Genomic DNA, 16,695 nt, shown 5'->3' with positions numbered 1-16,695 from the left:
ATCAAACTCTCCAAAAAAGTTATCTCACTTCTTTAAAGAAGATGATATCTGCTCATGATTTCATGATTCTTTTGAAACTCTTGCGAGTTTCTCTCATTGGCTGTCCTTGTTGTTTAGTTTTCAAAGATCAGAAAAGAATGTCCGCTCGATTTTGTGATATTTGCGTTTTGTTTCGCGGCACTTAAGTATATTAACATTTCATTTTTATCTTGTCAATAATATTTTTTGCAATTTCTCAAAAAGTCCATATGAAAAATATGGTAAATACGAATCTCAATACTGCTTTATATTAAAGATCACGTTGTTAAGCTTTATGAGCATCCTTAAATACTACAAATTAATTAATTTGCCCTGGAGACTTTGAAATCCCCAAGGCAAATTATTAACTAATCTCCTGGTTCCAGATTGATATTGCAAATTGATCCAATTAGATATTGAATAAAGTTTTACGAAATAACAATTAAATCAACTCAGCAGAGTTATTGTCCAAATTTAATAAGATAATAGTTCTTTTTCCCTCGCCGAACAATAAGATATTTCCCGTCTAAACGTTCCAATTGCGATACAGAGGTTTCTAAATCATTGCAGCGAAGGTCATTGACATAGATAGCACCATTCTCAATAGACTCTCTAGCCTGACGTTTTGAGGAGACAACCCCCGCTTGCACCAATAAATCTACAAAACTTATATCCGCGTTGTCAATCGCAGCAGAGGGAACATCACTAAATCCCTCTTCAACCTCGGAAGCGGATAAACCTTTTAATCCCGCTCCAAAAAGAGCTTTCGTTATTTTCTCAGCTCGGTCAAGAGCTTCTTGCCCATGAACCAACCTTGTTACCTCGTTTGCCAGAGTTCGCTGGGCTTTTCTCTTTTCGGGCTCTCTTTCCAGGTCTTGAGCTAAAGCATTAATTTTATCGATTGTTAAGAACGTAAAGTATTTTAAAAATTTAACAACATCCCGGTCATCAGTATTTAACCAGAATTGATAAAATTTATAGGGAGAAGTCTTTTTAGGATCTAACCAGACTGCACCACCCTCGGTTTTCCCGAATTTAACGCCGTCACTTTTGGTGACAAGGGGCATGGTCAAACCAAACATTTCCTTGTCTTGCTCGTCAGAAGCTCGGCGAATTAGTTCGATGCCAGCTGTAATATTCCCCCATTGGTCACTACCTCCCACTTGAAGTTCACAACCATACAATTCGTTCAGCTTCATGTAGTCATAGGATTGTAAAATCATATAGCTGAATTCTGTATAAGAAATTCCTTTACTCATTCGTGTTTCAACTGACTCTTTAGCTAACATAACTCCTAAGGGAAAATTCTTACCGATATCTCTCAAGAATTCAATGACCTGAAGAGAACCAAGCCAATCGTAATTATTAGCAATAATCGCTGGATTGTCTTTTCTTTCGAAATCCAAAAAACGACTTAACTGAGCTTTTATTTTATCAGCCCACTCTTCTACAATTTCTTGGGGATTGAGTACTCTTTCTGAAGCTTTGCCGCTTGGATCACCAATTAGACCTGTCCCTCCGCCGACTAAGGCGATAGGTTTATGCCCTGCTAGCTGAAATCTCTTCAATATTAGTATAGGCAGCAAGCTTCCTATATGAAGGCTATCGGCGGTGGGATCAAAACCACAATACAATGTAATGGGACCTGACATTAATCGTTTACGTAATGATTGTTCATCCGTATGCTGATAAATAAGCCCTCTGTCTTTCAAGTCTTGAAACAAATCCATAATCATACCTCCAAAAATATTTTTAGCTCTTCAGATGAGATAGAATACTTAGAGTTCTTACTTAGTAAATGCTCCCGAATCATTTAAATAATAAATCCCTCAACTAACGTTGAGGGACGAAAATGCTCCGCGGTACCACCCACATTGATGCCGTTTCTCTGCAGCGAAACGGGCACCCAGCTCTGTAGCGTTAACGGAACTACTCCGAGAGCTTTTAACTCCAGTCTTGAGGTGTAACCCTTGGTTTCCGTGTCGGTTCACACCGGACCACCGACTCTCTGATACCTTCTGCCAAGCTTCTTCTCAATCATACCATTCACAATGTAGATTTGTATTATTGTATTATACCTTTTCTTAATCCGACATGCAACACACCATATCGAACTGTCACATACCTATATAGAATTAGAATTTCCTTAGGATTGCAGAAGTATGATATAATTCAAAGAATTATATCATGTATCTAAAGCCTCATATTTATCGGAGGAGGTTCAATCATGTCATCATCTCGAAGACCAACAGTTCCTCGAAAAAAGCGTCGTCCATCGAAATTTCGGATTGTTATCAAGTTTCTTGTTAGCCTCATGATCTTAGCAATCATTGGCGGAGGGATTTTTGTTGGAATTGTTGCCGCACAAACGCCTAAATGGGATCCCAGTGCACTGAACGATCAAAAGCAAACCTCCTATGTTTACGACAAGAATAACGTACAAATAGCCCAATTGTACGGGGGAGTTAACCGTCAAGTCGTCCAATCATCGCAAATACCGGATCTTGTCAAAAAGACATTCGTGGCAGTCGAGGACAAACGTTTTTATCAGCATTTTGGGATTGACCCTATTCGAATTATTGGTTCAGCAGTCAATGACATTCGCTCAGGAAGTGCTAAAGAAGGAGCAAGCACCATCACTATTCAGCTTGCCAGAAATGCCTTTATTGAAGACCCTACAGCCAAAACCCTGACCCGTAAAGTTCAAGAAGCTATTATTGCACTTCAACTCGAACACGAATATACCAAAGACGAAATTCTTACATTCTACCTCAATAAAATCTTTTTAGGGCAATCCTCCTTCGGAATCCAAGCTGCAGCCAAAACATATTTCGGCAGAGATCTCAACGCTCTGACACCGGATCAAATCGCACTCTTGGCAGGGCTGCCCCAAGCTCCGAGTCAATATAACCCTTATATCCATCCTGAAGCGGCCAAAAATCGCCGTAATATTGTACTGGGAGTCATGAAAGATGCCGGACTGATTACTGCCAGTCAATACGACCAATACAAAGATGCTCCTTTTACTTATGTCGATACTATGAAACAAAAAGGTGGGGCTGAAAACACTGCCGTATCCACTGCAAATTACAAATACCCTTATTTTATTGATTATGTAGTCGAAGAGTTGGAATCCACTTATAACTTAACTCCAGATCAAATTTACAGCGGCGGATTAAAGATCTATACAACCATTGATACTAAAATCCAAAGCGCCGCAGAATCCGCTTTTGCCGACCCCTCAAATTTCCCGCAGGGAATTGATAGCACAAAGGTTCAAGGCGCTATGACGGTCATTGATCCAACGTCCGGCGGAATACTGGCGATGGTTGGCGGGCGGGAATATACAACCCGGGGCTTAAATCGAGCCTGGCAATCCAAACGGCAGCCCGGATCTACGATCAAACCTTTAGCTGTTTACGGTCCAGCCATCGAAAAAGGTGGATATTTCCCCGGGACAGTGCTTGACGATATGCCTGTCAGCTATAATGGCGGAAACGGTAAAGCTTGGACTCCTACAGATTTTGATACCATTGACAAAGGCTGGAAGGGCCTAATTACTATGCGTTATGCCCTGGAAGATTCCGTAAACGTTTATGCTGTCAAACTTCTTAATCTCATTGGAGTAGATTATGGTTGGAAGTTTGCCAAAGATAATTTGGGCTTACCGCTTGAGGACAAAGACCGTGTCCTTAGTCTCGCCCTTGGGACACCGGAAGTATCCACTTTAGATATGGCATCTGCTTATGGAGTTTATGCTAACAACGGAGTTAAAGTAACGACACATGCAATAGCTAAAGTTCTTGATTCTAAAGAAAACACGATTATTAATCCCAAAATATTGAAAACCCGGGTCATGAAAGAAACAACAGCCTATATCATAAACAATATGCTGCGCAGTGTTGTTACAGACGGTACAGCCTATAGTGCACAAATAGGAAACTGGGCTATTGCCGGAAAAACCGGGACCACATCGTTGGATCCTGATAAATACGGCAATAAGTCTGGTAATCCGGATGCCTGGTTTGCCGGCTATACTCCCAATTTTACAGGAATCGTCTGGATGGGATACGATTCTGACCCTGATGGAAAACATTATTTACGCAATGTCTATGGTGGAAGTTATCCGGCCCAAATCTGGAAAAAGGTGATGACTGTCGCTCTTCAAGATCTCCCTGTTCAAACGAAGTTTGAAGAACCTGCCGGGATTGTAAGCGGACAATTCGATACAAAATCCGGTCTCCTGCCAAGCAGTTTAACTCCACCTCAGTTTATCGGCACCGAAATAGCCGCCCAAGGGGATTTCCCTACCCGTGTCAGCGATGTTTGGATTCAAAAGAACGTCGATGCAGATAACCCTAACATCTTAGCAAACGCCTCAACAAAAAATGTAGTTGCGAGAACATTCCTTAATCTGCCCAATCGCTCCCCCTCTTGGATATGGCCGTCCAGTGAAGCCCCCTACAGACCGCCAAGTGAAATGACGGGGTCAGGGACTTCAAATGATCTAAATTCAACTGCTCCTGATTCAACAACAGCCAATTCGACCGATCCTAACTCAAATGCTCCGAATGCAAGCACAAACCCTCAAGTGGACCCAACCCTTTCCACTCTCCCTAAACCTTCCCTTGGTCAAGTGAACTATGACCCCAAAACCTACACAGCAGTTATACCCATGACGGTTCCTGCTAACAGTGAAAACGATTCGACGATTTTTTATCTTCAACGTTCCGGTCAGAATACCATAGAAAGCTTCCCGATAAACGCCTCCCACACCACTAAAACTTCCATTTCCATTTCACTCTCAGACAACGGGAAGCCTCCTATACCCGGTGACTACCTCTTCTGGGCCGCTTTCCAGAATCCCAATGGATCAGGAGTCGGGCCGTCTTCGGGAAGTGTAAAATTAACGATAACTGACTAAAACTATCAACTGAAGCTGGGATCAACGCTAAATAAAACGGTTGTAATAAACTTTCCAAAGTTTATTACAACCGTTTTTATTGTGTTTATCCAATCGTAAGGCTTCCACTTCTACAAGTAGGAGTGGTTTCCATACCCATACCTTGCTTCGGTGAGGGTGGAGTCCATCCTTCAGCGCTATAGCATTTGTATGGGATAGACACTTTCGTCACCGACGCCCCGATGTTCAACTTTAGCTCAACGAGTTCACTTTAGCTCAACGACTGTGACCCCTGAATCTCCTTCCCCATATTCGCCAAGTCTGTAGCTGCGTACATGAGGATGACCTCGCAGAAAATCCTGAATTCCAGCCCGCATGGCGCCTGTTCCTTTGCCATGAATTACATAGACTTGACCAACACCGCCGAGAACCGCATCATCAAGAAACTTGTCCAGGACTTCGGTACCTTGTTCTACTAACATTCCTCTCAGGTCAATCTCGCTTCGAATCTCTTCTGCCTTTTGCAGTCCAAGACTATTCCCTTTCCGGGAACTTCGGGGCGGAGTTGTCTTTTCTTCCCGCGCCAACTTTAATTCTGTTAAGGGCACCATTACTTTCATGATACCCGCTTGGACAAGGACTTCACCGCTGGCATTGGGGAGCTTCAGCACTTGACCCTTCTGCCTGAGTTTTGTCATCATAACCGTCTGTCCCGGCTTAATCTGATCTGGTTTCAAACCACCGCCGGTATGTTCAGTCGCTCGTCCTTTTTCAAGTTTATTGGAAACCCGGCGAAAACCTTGGCGCGCCTTTTCAATGTCCTGTTGTTGTTTGTTTTCCTTCTTGAGAGCTTCTTTCAACTCGGCAATAATTGCTTCCGCTTCACGTTTTGCTTCACGAACAAGCTCACCGGCTTCTTCTTTCGCTAAGGTCATTAAAAGTTCATAGTCTTCATCTAAACGTTGTGACTTTTCTTCCAGTGCCTTCGTTTGCTGTTCCAGCGCTTGCCGTCCGGATTCGGCCTTTTGCTTTTCTAACTCAATTTCCCGATGTGTCTCGCCAAGATTTTCAATGAGATCAGCAACCTGCATTTCCCGTTCGGTCACAAATGTATTAGCCCGCTCAAGGACCTGCTCACTTAGACCAAGTCTTCTGGCGATGGTAAAGGCATTACTTTTACCCGGAATCCCAATTAATAACCGATACGTCGGACGCAAGGTCTCCGTATCAAATTCTACCGAGGCATTCTTTACACGCGGCGTCTCGTAGGCAAAGGTTTTTAGGGCCCCATAATGGGTCGTAGAAACCGTCCGGCATCCTCTTGAATGCAGCTCCGCAAGAATACCCATGGCTAAAGCCGCGCCTTCCGTTGGATCTGTCCCGGCACCGACTTCATCAAGTAAGACCAATGACCGTTCATCGGAACGCCGAATAATATCAACGATATTTTTCATATGACCGGAAAAAGTACTCAGAGACTGCTCGACACTTTGTTCATCCCCAATATCCACAAAAATCTGACTAAAGATTCCCATGCGAGAATCACTCTCCGCAGGGATGTGCAGACCAGATTGAGTCATTGCCGCCATTAGACCAACGACCTTTAAAGCCACCGTTTTTCCCCCGGTATTTGGCCCGGTAACGACCAAAGTATCAAAATCGATCCCCAATTCAACAGAGAGAGGAACGACGGTACCACTGATCAGGGGGTGACGGGCTTGCACCAGCTTTAATTGTTGATTGGGTACTAATTCAGGTGCTCCCGCATTCATTGTTATACTTAAATTTGCTTTAGCTAAGACGAAATCAAGTTTTGCCAAGGCCTCATGAAGATCTGCCACTGCTTCTGCTCGTGCCTCTATTTGGGCAGAGAGCATTTGAAGAATACGTTGAACCTCACGCTGTTCCTTTAAAACCACTTCCCGCAGTTCATTGCCCAAATGGACAACCGGCATGGGCTCAATGAATAACGTTGCACCGCTGGCCGATTGATCATGGACAATACCTGGAAAAACCGAACGATATTCCTGTTTTATGGGAATAACATAGCGATCCGAACGCTGGGTAATGATAGGGTCCTGCAGCATTTTTTGATAAGCAGGGTTACGCAATGCCCCTTCCAGACTCTCTCGAATGCGATTCTGCAGACGATAAATAGCACGGCGTAATTCTGCTAATTCCGATGATGCGCTGTCTGCGACCTTGCCATCCTCGGTAATACAACGAGAAATCTCATCCTCCAAAGGTTTTTGACTCTCGATTGAAAGAGTGATCTCCCATAATCCAGGAAACTCTGCCTGAGCTTCCTGGAAGTACTGTTTTAGTTTTCTGCCAACCCGTAAGGTGTCCCGAACCTCAAGCAATTCTTCGCCATGAATAATCCCTCCGCGTAAACAACGTTCAAGGTAAGGCCGTATTTCTTTAGCGCCGCGAACAGAAAAGAGGGGGTTCCCGCGCAAAAGGTTTTTTCCCTCATTCGTTTCTTGAAGTCCAAGACGCACCCCTTCCCAATCAACCTTTGGGGTTAACCCTTCGGCTAATTCTTTTGCTCTTGGAAGAAGACAATATTCGGCCAAACGTTCTAAAACTTTAGGGAAATCCAGCTTTTTTAATACTTTATCTTCGATTCCCATAGATCCTCCTCAATACACTCAAAAACACAATACCCAGCATCATTGGAATCAACGTTCGCAATCCTAAACATAATAATTAGTACAAGGCGTCAGTTAAAGCACGCCTCTAAAAAAATGTCCCTTCGTAAAACCTTGCGGAAACATGGAAGTCAACTTTGCCATTCCTTCATCCGGAGTCCATAGGGACCGGTGTCCAAGCTGCAAGGTATCCCATGCTTCTGAAAAAACCTTGACGATCAGCCCTACCTGTTCAGGAGATTGGCGAGTTAGCTGCAAACGTATATTGGATACACCCATTCGTTTGAGCTGCGGCAATTCTTCATATAGATTCAAGACCTTAACATTATAAAGATGCATCCGGCATTCCTGATCCGTCTCCAAAGGAAAGTCATACTCCAGACGATCCCGTAAATAATGGGGTTCTTTAACACATACACCTGAACAATGACTTCCTTGTTTTCCACCCAAGGTCGATCCTACCGGACAGTATTCGCTTACCATCATTTCCAGATCACCAAACACAAAGTACTCTATCCCCCCCCATTTTGCCAAATGGGCCAATTGTTCATGATGCAATTCAGGAGATAGGGTTACTCTTTGAGCGCCTAGATGCAAAAAGTGAGCAAGGCTGGCCTCGTTAAAAACGTTTAAAGAATAATCCGTTTCAAAAGGCCAATTGGGATCCAAAGATCGCAGAATTTCCAATTCACCGAGATTCGAGATCATAAGTTTTGGCTTTTCTGGCCAAAGAGCTGCCTTTTTAAGATCCTCCAGGAGTCTCATGCTCTGAGTTTCATTTAAAACTCTGGGGAGCCGCCAAGCGCAATCAACACCCTGTTTGCGGCAGGTCTCAAACCCTGAGCGTATTTCATCTATTTTAAAATTCTTCCTCGAACGCCAGTGTTCTCCGCCAATGAGTACTCTTTTCGCCCCGGACTTTAGGGCCGCCTGAAGGGTTTCCGGATCGCTTACAGCTACAGAAACCAGCGGCAGGTTTCTCCTTCCAGAGCTTAAGCGTGCTTTCGCCAATTCATTGTTCCATTTGCCAATTCTTTGTCGATAAAGAGATCGATCAACATTCCGCTGATTAGTTTCTTTAAGCAGTTCCTCTACCGCCATTCGCCGCATTTCATTAAGATCACTCACCGGCAGCATCAGACCCTCATCAACCTCAACCACTAATTGATCCAACCAGAAAGGTGTAGTTCCTAATCGTCCAAGCTGCTGGTTAGCATAGTCCCAAGTCAAAGGCCGTTTCAAAGCCTTTTGGGCAGGATTAGCAGAAGATACCCTGACCCTGCGAGTGCCTTCGACAACTTCTAAAGTCAGTTTATCTCCAATATGCCCCGTCAGGTACATAGTCAGCGGACGCTTACGTTGTTCTTTACCTTCTTGAAAACTTTCCCGGGCCTTCTCCATTAACTTAGCGTCATTTGTTTTAAAGACGCGATCCCCAGGACGTGCCGCCCCAGTAAATTCGATTTGCACAGTTTCCCCTGGGAAGCCATCATTAACTGGTTGCTTGTCTCTCCAGATGTTACCAACAGTAATTCCTTCCCGTCCCCTACCTGTCCAAAACTCAATTCCGTCGCCCGGGTGAATAGCAGCCTCAAGCTTGAGATCTAATCGTCCTGAGTTGAGACTCACTACACGTCCAAGACGTGTTCCCCGATTGTTTGGACGACTGTAACTCATTAGATCCGCACCAGGATTTTCTCTCAGATATCCCTTGGTAAAATCACGATTGAAGATTTGCAATAATTCTTGATGTTCCTCTGTTGTAAGTAGGGGGCCATTCTCTCCTTGACGTTCAATTCGATCAAGAGCCTTTCTGTACAGCCTAATTACTGTTGCCACATATTCTGGTCGTTTCATTCGGCCTTCTACTTTCAGAGAATGAACCCCAATCTCCTTCAACTCCGCTAAATCCTCTACTAAATTCAAGTCCCTGGGGCTTAATATATGCTCCCCTAAATTCTTAACAGCCAATAGATTTTTGCGCTCTTGATTTACCAGCTGATAAGTCATCCGGCATGGCTGGGCGCAAGTGCCTCGATTCCCGCTCCTTCCTCCGATAAAGCTGGACATCAGACACTGGCCGGAATAACATACACAAAGTGCACCATGTACAAAAACTTCCAGATCTAAAGAAGTACTTGCAGACAAAGTTTTGATCTCAGCTGCAGAAGTTTCTCTTGCAAGGACAACTCGATAAAAGCCGAGTCTTTCCATATGTTGAGCACCCCATGTTGTGTTAATCGTCATTTGCGTGCTCGCATGGATTTCCAGTTCCGGCAGAATTGCACGAATAAGATTTGCAGCTCCCAAGTCCTGTAGTATGACAGCATCAACACCAATATCATAAACAGCATAAAGGTAGTCCATCAGCTCTTGAAACTCTTGATCCGCAATCAATATGTTAACTGTTAGGTAGACTTTAACCTGCCGTTCATGAGCATAGCAGACTGCTTTACGCAGCTCTTCCAAATCAAAATTTGCGGCACTTGCCCGTGCGCTGAAACTTTTGCCTCCCAGGTAGACTGCATCGGCACCGTTTTCCACAGCTGCCTTGAATGCTTCAAAACTTCCTGCAGGCGCCAGAAGCTCCAGAGGGGGTGTTTCACTTTCCACTACCGCTTCTCTTTGATTGTTCATTTAATTTTACGCTCCACCCTCATATTTTGTTTATCCACTCCAATGAACATACTTATTATAATTGCTTAGCTTAGATATGTACAATTTCTCATACTTTAATGCAAAACAATGGGGAGCATCTCAAACCGCTTGCAAAGTAGTTTAAGATGCTCCCTCACCCAAAAATTTCCTTAGCTATTCAGTCTTTTCGCCCAGCAGCTGCATGAGAGTTTCTTGCTCCTCTCGCAGCTTGGCAAGATCATCCGCCAAATTAAGTGCAGTTAATATTGCCACTTGGTGAATGCCTAAGCGAGGGAGTCGTTGGGAAATCAAACGCATTTTTTTGTCCACTTCGTGAGCCAACCCCTGGATATACGCTTCTGTTCCTTCACCGCGGACCACGTGCTTCTCTCCAAAAATTTCAACAGTGACTTTGACTGATTCCTGAGCCACAATTTTCCCCCGCTCTCTTCTTGCTACTTTGCCGAAACGCTTTCTATTTTCGCCATTCTGCATCAAATTCCTGCTGAATTCCCTCTAAAATGCGAGAATTCAAGTTATTTACTTCTTCATCGGTTAAAGTCCGCTCCAGCGATTGGTAGCGCAAGGAAAAAGCAAGGCTTTTGCGTCCTTCTGGTATTGACTTGCCGGTATAGACATCAAATAGTTCTACGTTCTGCAGCAGTTCCCCTCCGAGCTTGTGAATCTTAGTCATCACCGCCGCAGAGGAAGTATCTATGGGTACCACGACTGCCAAATCACGATTGATTGCAGGAAAACGCGGAATGGATTGCGCACGCACGATCGGCCGCATATGCTTAAATAAGACACCCAAATCCAACTCAAAGACTACAGCCCGCTCCAGAGCCCATTCTTTTTCTTCCGAAGGATGTATCTCACCCAAAAAGCCGATACATTCATTGTGAAGATAAACATCAGCTGAACGTCCAGGATGGAGCCGAGGACGATTTTCCGGCACTCGATAATCAAATTTAAGTCCAAACTCCCGAACAATCTCCTCCAAAATTCCCTTGACGTAGAAAAAGTCATATTGAGTCTGGGAATTTAGCCAATGCCTGCCGCTCTTCCCAACGGCAACCCCAGTCACTCGCAATACTTCACGCGGAAGCTCACGCAAGGGTTTTTCATCCCCCCAGTAAGTCGTCCCAACTTCAAAAATACTAATTTCCGTATTGCGCCGTGCCGTGTTCTTGGCCGCAACCTCTAACAATCCGGGCACCAACGACGTACGCATCACGCTAAGTTCTTCCCTTAAGGGGTTAAGCAAAGAAATCGAGTGCTGAGCGCTCCCCCACTGGGCGTCTTTAGCAGCACCAGTAAAGGTATAAGTCATAACCTCATCCATTCCGGATTGAACAAGTACCCTGCGCAAGCGACGGCGAAAGTCCTGTTCCGGTGTCCTTCTTCCTTGAGTCGTATCCCCTTGCGGCAAGGTCGTAGGGATTAGATCATATCCCATTAAACGAGCAACTTCCTCCATGAGATCTTCCTCAATTTCCAAATCCGCACGATAGGTGGGAATCTCTACAACGAAGATGCCTTCCTTTTCCTCGTACTTAAAGTTTAGGTTTTCCAGAACTTGTCGGATATCCGAGTCCTTCAGCTCAAGGCCAAGAACGATAGAGGTATGCTGTACTGATAGTGTAATCTGACGCTGCGGAGGAAGAGTCTTTAGCTCATCAAGGAAGGCCACAGGGCGTCCTGCTCCTAATTCCAGCAGCAATTCACATACTCGTCCCAAGGTTGCCACACAACCGTAAGGATTAACACCCTTTTCGTAACGATTTGAAGCTTCTGACCTGAGTCCCAGCCTTCGGCTTGTCCTGCGTATACTTACTCCGGCAAAATGGGCCGACTCTATTAATAAACGTTTCGTATCCCCCGTTACTTCACTGTCAAAACCTCCCATGACGCCTGCAACTGCTAAAGCTTGTCGATCATCGGCGATGAGCAGAGTATCCGCTTGAAGAGATCGCTCAACTCCATCGAGAGTGACAATTTTTTCTCCCGCTTTAGCACTACGAACATGAATGTTCCCTGTAATCTTATCCCGGTCAAAAGCATGTAAAGGCTGCCCCATCTCCAACATACAGTAGTTCGTAATATCGACGATATTACTAATTGGCCGAACCCCAGCCGCCTTGAGTTTTCGCTGCATCCATTCCGGTGAAGGAGCAATATGAACATCCTCAACAACTAAACCGGCATAACGGCGGCACAACTCTTCCTCTTCAATGATAATCTTAAAATCTCCGGCAACAGGAAGATCTAATCCCTTCGCTGTATCTGCCCATTTGGGCAAATGGGGCTGTTTACCGGTGAGTGACGCCACTTCGCGTGCCACATTAACCATCGCCAAACAATCGGGGCGATTGGGATAGAGTTCTAAATCTAAAACACTGTCTTCACGCCCTAAATATTTGCCAAAATTCTCCCCAATTGGAGCCTCGGCCGCTAAGACCAGAATACCGCCTTCGCTGCGGTCCAAGCCTACGGAAGCATCAAGCAGGAGCTCTTCACGCGAGCATAACATCCCCTCTGAAACTACACCTCGCAGCTTCGACTTCCGAATCGACAAGTCATTGGGCAAGGCAGCGCCTATCATGGCTACAGGGATTCGGTCTCCGGCCTGTAAATTCTGGGCACCGGTAACGATTGTTACGTTTTGCTGACCTAAATTAACGTCGCAGACCCATAGCCTGTCGGCATTAGGATGCCTAGTCAAAGAACTAATTTCCCCAATGACTACCTTTTCAAACCCTTTATTAAGATTTTCAACATTTTCTACCTCAATTCCGCCGCGAGTTAATGTTTCTGCCAACTCTTCGGCGTTCTGATTGACATCCACCAGTTCGCGAAGCCATTCCATACTGACTTTCATAGTCTTTCCCCCTTAAAACTGCTGCAAGAAGCGCAAATCATTATCAAAAAGAAGTCTCATGTCCTCAATGCCAAACTTCAGCATGGCAATTCTCTCAACGCCCATGCCAAAGGCAAAACCTGTGACCTCCTTCGGGTTATATCCGCCCATTTCCAGGACTTTTGGGTGAACCATTCCCGAACCTAAAATTTCAATCCACCCGGTTCCTTTGCAAAGGCGGCATCCCGCTCCTCCACAAAGCATACAGGAAACATCTACTTCAGCGCTTGGCTCAGTAAATGGGAAAAAACTGGGCCGCAAGCGAATTTCACGAGATTCGCCAAACATCTGCCTTGAAAAATTCAGCAAAATCCCCTTTAGATCGGACATCCGAATCCCTTGATCAACCATAAGTCCCTCAACTTGATGGAACATCGGAGAATGTGTGGCATCATCGTCATTTCGATAAACTGTCCCAGGAGCAATGACCTTCACCGGTAAATGAGGGCGAAGTTTTTCCATGGTCCGAATCTGAACAGGAGAAGTTTGAGTCCGCAGCAATATTTCTTCTGTGATATAAAAGGAATCCTGCATTTCCCGAGCCGGATGATCTTTAGGAAGGTTAAGCGCCTCGAAATTGTAATAATCCGATTCGATTTCCGGTCCCTCAGCAATCTGGAAGCCCATCCCCAGGAAAATATCTTCAATCTCTTCGACAACCTGAGTCAAGGGGTGATAATGCCCGCGGGCAACACGGCTGCCGGGTAAAGAAATGTCGATGCGCTCTGCAGCTAAACGTTTCTCCAGAGCAATAGCTTCCAACTCCGCGCTTCGTTCTTCCCAAGCTTTTTCCAAGCGGCTGCGCATCTCATTAACCACTTGTCCCATAACCGGCCTCTCTTCGGGACTTAAACTACCCATCTGCCTCAGCAATGCTGTTAAAGTCCCTTTCTTGCCAAGCACCTTGACCTTAAGCTCCTGAAGAGCTTCCGACTTATCTAGTTGCTGCAATTCACGCAGGGCCTCTTCTCCAATGCGAAGTATTTCTTTCTTCAAGACAACCATCCTTTCCAATTTCCAAATTCCAAACTCTGCGTAAGCGTCTCATCACTCATTAGTAATGCCTATCCATCCTTTGGTGAGACGATATGATCCTCGCTTAAGGTTATAATAAAAACGCCCAATCCCCTACAAAAGGGACGAGCGTCATTCTCGCGGTACCACCCTGGTTTGGCTTTTTAAGCCACACTCATGTTCCGGTAACGGCGGAAACCGGGCTTTTCTACAGATCAAAAAGCCGCTCCAGGGCGAAATTTAACCTCTTTTTCTAAGAGGAGGATACTTTCTTAGCAGGCTTACAGTCTTGGCCCACCTCCCTGTGAAGAAACAATCCTTTTTTACCCTATCATCGCTTTATAAATATTGTAAACTATCAACAAGTTATCAAGCTATTATAGCATAGCGCCCCAGTAAATTACAAGAAATCCCTTTGGCGCACAATCTCGTAAAGAAGAATTCCCGTTGCCATGGCTACATTAAGTGATTCCACTTCCTGCGCCATAGGAATCGTAACTCTTTGCACGTCCTCCCTTTGAAAGGTAAAGGATGGACCATTTCCTTCATTCCCCACAACCAAAGCTAAAGGCCCATTCAATAAATTCGTCTCGTAGAGTGCTCTTCCTTTTGTATCTCCTAAAATTGTCCGAAGACCCTGTTTTTGGCAAAAGCTTAGCACTGCCTCCGGAGACAAGCCCGGGAGAAGGACTAAGGAAAAAAGGGCTCCCATAGTACTGCGCAGCACTTTGGGATTATAAATATCAACGGTTCCCGACGTTAAACAAACGTAACGAACTCCCGCCGCCAAGGCAGTACGGAGAATCGTCCCCAGATTTCCGGGATCTTGAACTCCGTCCAAAACAAGCACTACCGATTTTCCATCAATATGTATATCGTCCCATGTATACCTTGTTTGATTTACAACCGCTAAAATGCCTTGCGGTTCCTCCGTCGCGCTCATTTTACGAAAAACCCGCTCATCGGCTTCCTCAAAGGGGATTCTTCGATCTTGCAATCCTTCCCTTAGGTCTCTCCACTCAGATTGTTTTCCTTTTAAACTAACGTACACTTTTTTTATTGGAGCATCCCTGCGTAAAGCTTCAGCAACGAACCGCCATCCTTCTATAACATATAGCTGCGTCTCTTCACGGACTTTACGCCGCTGCAAAGAGGCGATGAATTTAACCTGTTCATTTTGTAAGGATTCCAGCACCTTTCCACCTCCAAGGCCTAGGGACCAGCTCCAGAGATAGATATAGTCTACCCATTGGCAGAGTCCTTTATAATTTCGTTTGCTTCGAAGGAAACACATCTATAAAAAGAGGATGCTAGCGCATCCTCTTCACTTGGTAATTAGCCGTTAATTTGAACTTTAGCGACATTTGCAATTTCAGTAAATGCTGCTGCATCGCTAATTGCCAGTTCTGCCAGCATCTTACGGTTAACTGTTACCCCGGCCTTCTTCAAGCCATTCATCAAGCGGCTGTAGGAAATACCATTCATACGTGCAGCTGCATTGATTCTAGCAATCCAAAGCTTACGGAAGTTTGCTTTGTTGTCTTTTCTATGAGCATAAGAATAGGCTAAGGATTTTAAGACTTGTTCATTCGCGGGGCGGTAAAGTTTACTTTTCCCTCCGCGATAACCTTTCGCCAATTTTAAGATCTTTTTATGTCTATGATGTTTTGTCATGCCTTTTTTAACACGGGCCATCCCAAAAACCTCCTTTTAGTGCAACGTTATAGATAAACAATCAAGTTTTTAATTCTCTTGACATCAGATTGGTTCATAACCGCTGATTTACGTAAATTCCGTTTTCTTTTCTGAGACTTCTTCTCCAGAATGTGACTTGTAAAGCCGTGCATACGAACAACTTTACCTGTTCCAGTTTTCTTGAAGCGCTTAGCCGCACCACGGTGAGTTTTCATTTTAGGCATTTGCGTATCCCCCTCTCGGTATTAGTCATGTTTAACAGAAGCCAAAATCATAATCATATTGCGGCCCTCAAGTTTAGGATCACGCTCTATGCTAGACTCCGCTTTACAGAATTCTGCAAGTCTGAGACAAAGGGTTCTTCCTAGTTCAGGGTGAGTGACTTCCCGCCCGCGGAACATAATAGTAACCTTCACTTTATCCCCTTCGCTTAGAAACCGCTGAGCATTACGAGCCTTGGTTTCAAAGTCATGATCCTCAATATTGGGACGCAGCTTGACTTCCTTAATTTCCATGCTCTTTTGCTTTTTACGAGCTTCCTTGTCTTTCTTCGCTTGCTCATACTTATACTTGCCATAATCCATTAGTTTGCAAACCGGCGGTTTCGCCGTCGGTGCGATCTCTACGAGATCTAAAGACTTCTCGACTGCTAGGTTCAAGGCATCTCGAACCGCCATAATTCCAAGTTGTTCTCCTTCTTCCCCAACAAGACGGACCTCCCTAACCCGGATTTCGTCATTGAGTCTTAAGTCCTTGCTAATAAGAAACCACCCCCATTAAAACTTAGCACAATAGAAAAAGACGGATGAATACCACCCGTCTTCTAAACAATCATGAGCACGTATTAAGCCCAAGCC

12 protein-coding genes and 1 other annotated feature (1 of these 13 running past the window's edge) are annotated in these 16,695 nt (G+C 44.8%); of the genes, 2 read left to right on the top strand and 10 right to left on the bottom strand.

Annotated elements, in window-relative coordinates; translation table 11 throughout:
* Positions 1-185: hypothetical protein (locus tag B5Y67_RS25540; protein ID WP_207652379.1), on the top strand; the 185-nt coding region annotated here is incomplete at its 5' end.
* Positions 186-479: 294 nt separating this feature from the next.
* Here the strand turns inward: B5Y67_RS25540 and tyrS are convergent.
* On the bottom strand, positions 480-1,748 hold the full coding sequence (gene tyrS, locus B5Y67_RS00260) for a tyrosine--tRNA ligase (RefSeq protein ID WP_088224610.1): 1,269 nt from the start codon (positions 1,746-1,748) through the stop codon (positions 480-482).
* Between the two features lie 497 nt (positions 1,749-2,245).
* Between tyrS and B5Y67_RS00255 the strand changes: the two genes are divergently transcribed.
* Entirely contained in the window at positions 2,246-4,942 is a 2,697-nt protein-coding gene (locus tag B5Y67_RS00255; protein ID WP_088224609.1) for a PBP1A family penicillin-binding protein, read from the top strand.
* A gap of 245 nt (positions 4,943-5,187) precedes the next feature.
* Here the strand turns inward: B5Y67_RS00255 and B5Y67_RS00250 are convergent, their stop codons facing one another.
* The 9 genes from B5Y67_RS00250 to infC form a co-directional block, all read right to left on the bottom strand.
* Positions 5,188-7,554: an endonuclease MutS2 gene (locus B5Y67_RS00250; RefSeq protein ID WP_088224608.1), complete on the bottom strand. Its 2,367-nt coding sequence runs from the start codon at positions 7,552-7,554 to the stop codon at positions 5,188-5,190.
* A gap of 93 nt (positions 7,555-7,647) precedes the next feature.
* Positions 7,648-10,209: a U32 family peptidase gene (locus tag B5Y67_RS00245; protein WP_088224607.1), complete on the bottom strand. Its 2,562-nt coding sequence runs from the start codon at positions 10,207-10,209 to the stop codon at positions 7,648-7,650.
* Between the two features lie 174 nt (positions 10,210-10,383).
* Positions 10,384-10,641 (bottom strand): cell division protein ZapA, encoded by a 258-nt coding sequence (zapA, locus tag B5Y67_RS00240; protein ID WP_047812022.1) that lies wholly within the window; start codon positions 10,639-10,641, stop codon positions 10,384-10,386.
* Positions 10,642-10,684: 43 nt separating this feature from the next.
* Positions 10,685-13,090, bottom strand: a complete 2,406-nt coding sequence (gene pheT, locus B5Y67_RS00235) for a phenylalanine--tRNA ligase subunit beta (protein WP_088224606.1) — start codon at positions 13,088-13,090, stop codon at positions 10,685-10,687.
* Between the two features lie 12 nt (positions 13,091-13,102).
* Positions 13,103-14,125, bottom strand: coding sequence for a phenylalanine--tRNA ligase subunit alpha (pheS, locus tag B5Y67_RS00230; RefSeq protein ID WP_170932541.1), 1,023 nt, complete (start codon positions 14,123-14,125; stop codon positions 13,103-13,105).
* A gap of 418 nt (positions 14,126-14,543) precedes the next feature.
* Entirely contained in the window at positions 14,544-15,338 is a 795-nt protein-coding gene (locus tag B5Y67_RS00225) for an RNA methyltransferase (RefSeq protein WP_088224604.1), read from the bottom strand.
* Positions 15,339-15,478: 140 nt separating this feature from the next.
* Positions 15,479-15,838, bottom strand: coding sequence for a 50S ribosomal protein L20 (rplT, locus tag B5Y67_RS00220; protein WP_088185783.1), 360 nt, complete (start codon positions 15,836-15,838; stop codon positions 15,479-15,481).
* 26 nt (positions 15,839-15,864) lie between these two features.
* The gene (rpmI, locus tag B5Y67_RS00215) at positions 15,865-16,062 is read right to left on the bottom strand and encodes a 50S ribosomal protein L35 (RefSeq protein ID WP_047812011.1); all 198 of its coding nucleotides are present in this window, start codon (positions 16,060-16,062) and stop codon (positions 15,865-15,867) included.
* A gap of 21 nt (positions 16,063-16,083) precedes the next feature.
* Positions 16,084-16,599 (bottom strand): translation initiation factor IF-3, encoded by a 516-nt coding sequence (infC, locus tag B5Y67_RS00210; RefSeq protein ID WP_088185784.1) that lies wholly within the window; start codon positions 16,597-16,599, stop codon positions 16,084-16,086.
* A 26-nt stretch (positions 16,600-16,625) separates the two neighbouring features.
* Positions 16,626-16,695 (bottom strand) — a sequence feature (ribosomal protein L20 leader region) (it continues 61 nt past the right edge of the window).

It is taken from the genome of Desulfosporosinus sp. FKB, assembly GCF_002196705.1.
GTDB lineage: Bacteria > Bacillota > Desulfitobacteriia > Desulfitobacteriales > Desulfitobacteriaceae > Desulfosporosinus.
This window is presented reverse-complemented; position numbering and strand designations above follow the sequence as displayed.

What these genes read in the sequence shown, in the direction of transcription:
- pheT (WP_088224606.1), bottom strand. Translation starts at nt 13,090, where the DNA reads ATGAAAGTCAGTATGGAATGGCTTCGCGAACTGGTGGATGTCAATCAG.
- B5Y67_RS00250 (WP_088224608.1), bottom strand. Translation starts at nt 7,554, where the DNA reads ATGGGAATCGAAGATAAAGTATTAAAAAAGCTGGATTTCCCTAAAGTT.
- rplT (WP_088185783.1), bottom strand. Translation starts at nt 15,838, where the DNA reads ATGGCCCGTGTTAAAAAAGGCATGACAAAACATCATAGACATAAAAAG.
- B5Y67_RS00255 (WP_088224609.1), top strand. Translation starts at nt 2,246, where the DNA reads ATGTCATCATCTCGAAGACCAACAGTTCCTCGAAAAAAGCGTCGTCCA.
- rpmI (WP_047812011.1), bottom strand. Translation starts at nt 16,062, where the DNA reads ATGCCTAAAATGAAAACTCACCGTGGTGCGGCTAAGCGCTTCAAGAAA.
- B5Y67_RS00245 (WP_088224607.1), bottom strand. Translation starts at nt 10,209, where the DNA reads ATGAACAATCAAAGAGAAGCGGTAGTGGAAAGTGAAACACCCCCTCTG.
- tyrS (WP_088224610.1), bottom strand. Translation starts at nt 1,748, where the DNA reads ATGGATTTGTTTCAAGACTTGAAAGACAGAGGGCTTATTTATCAGCAT.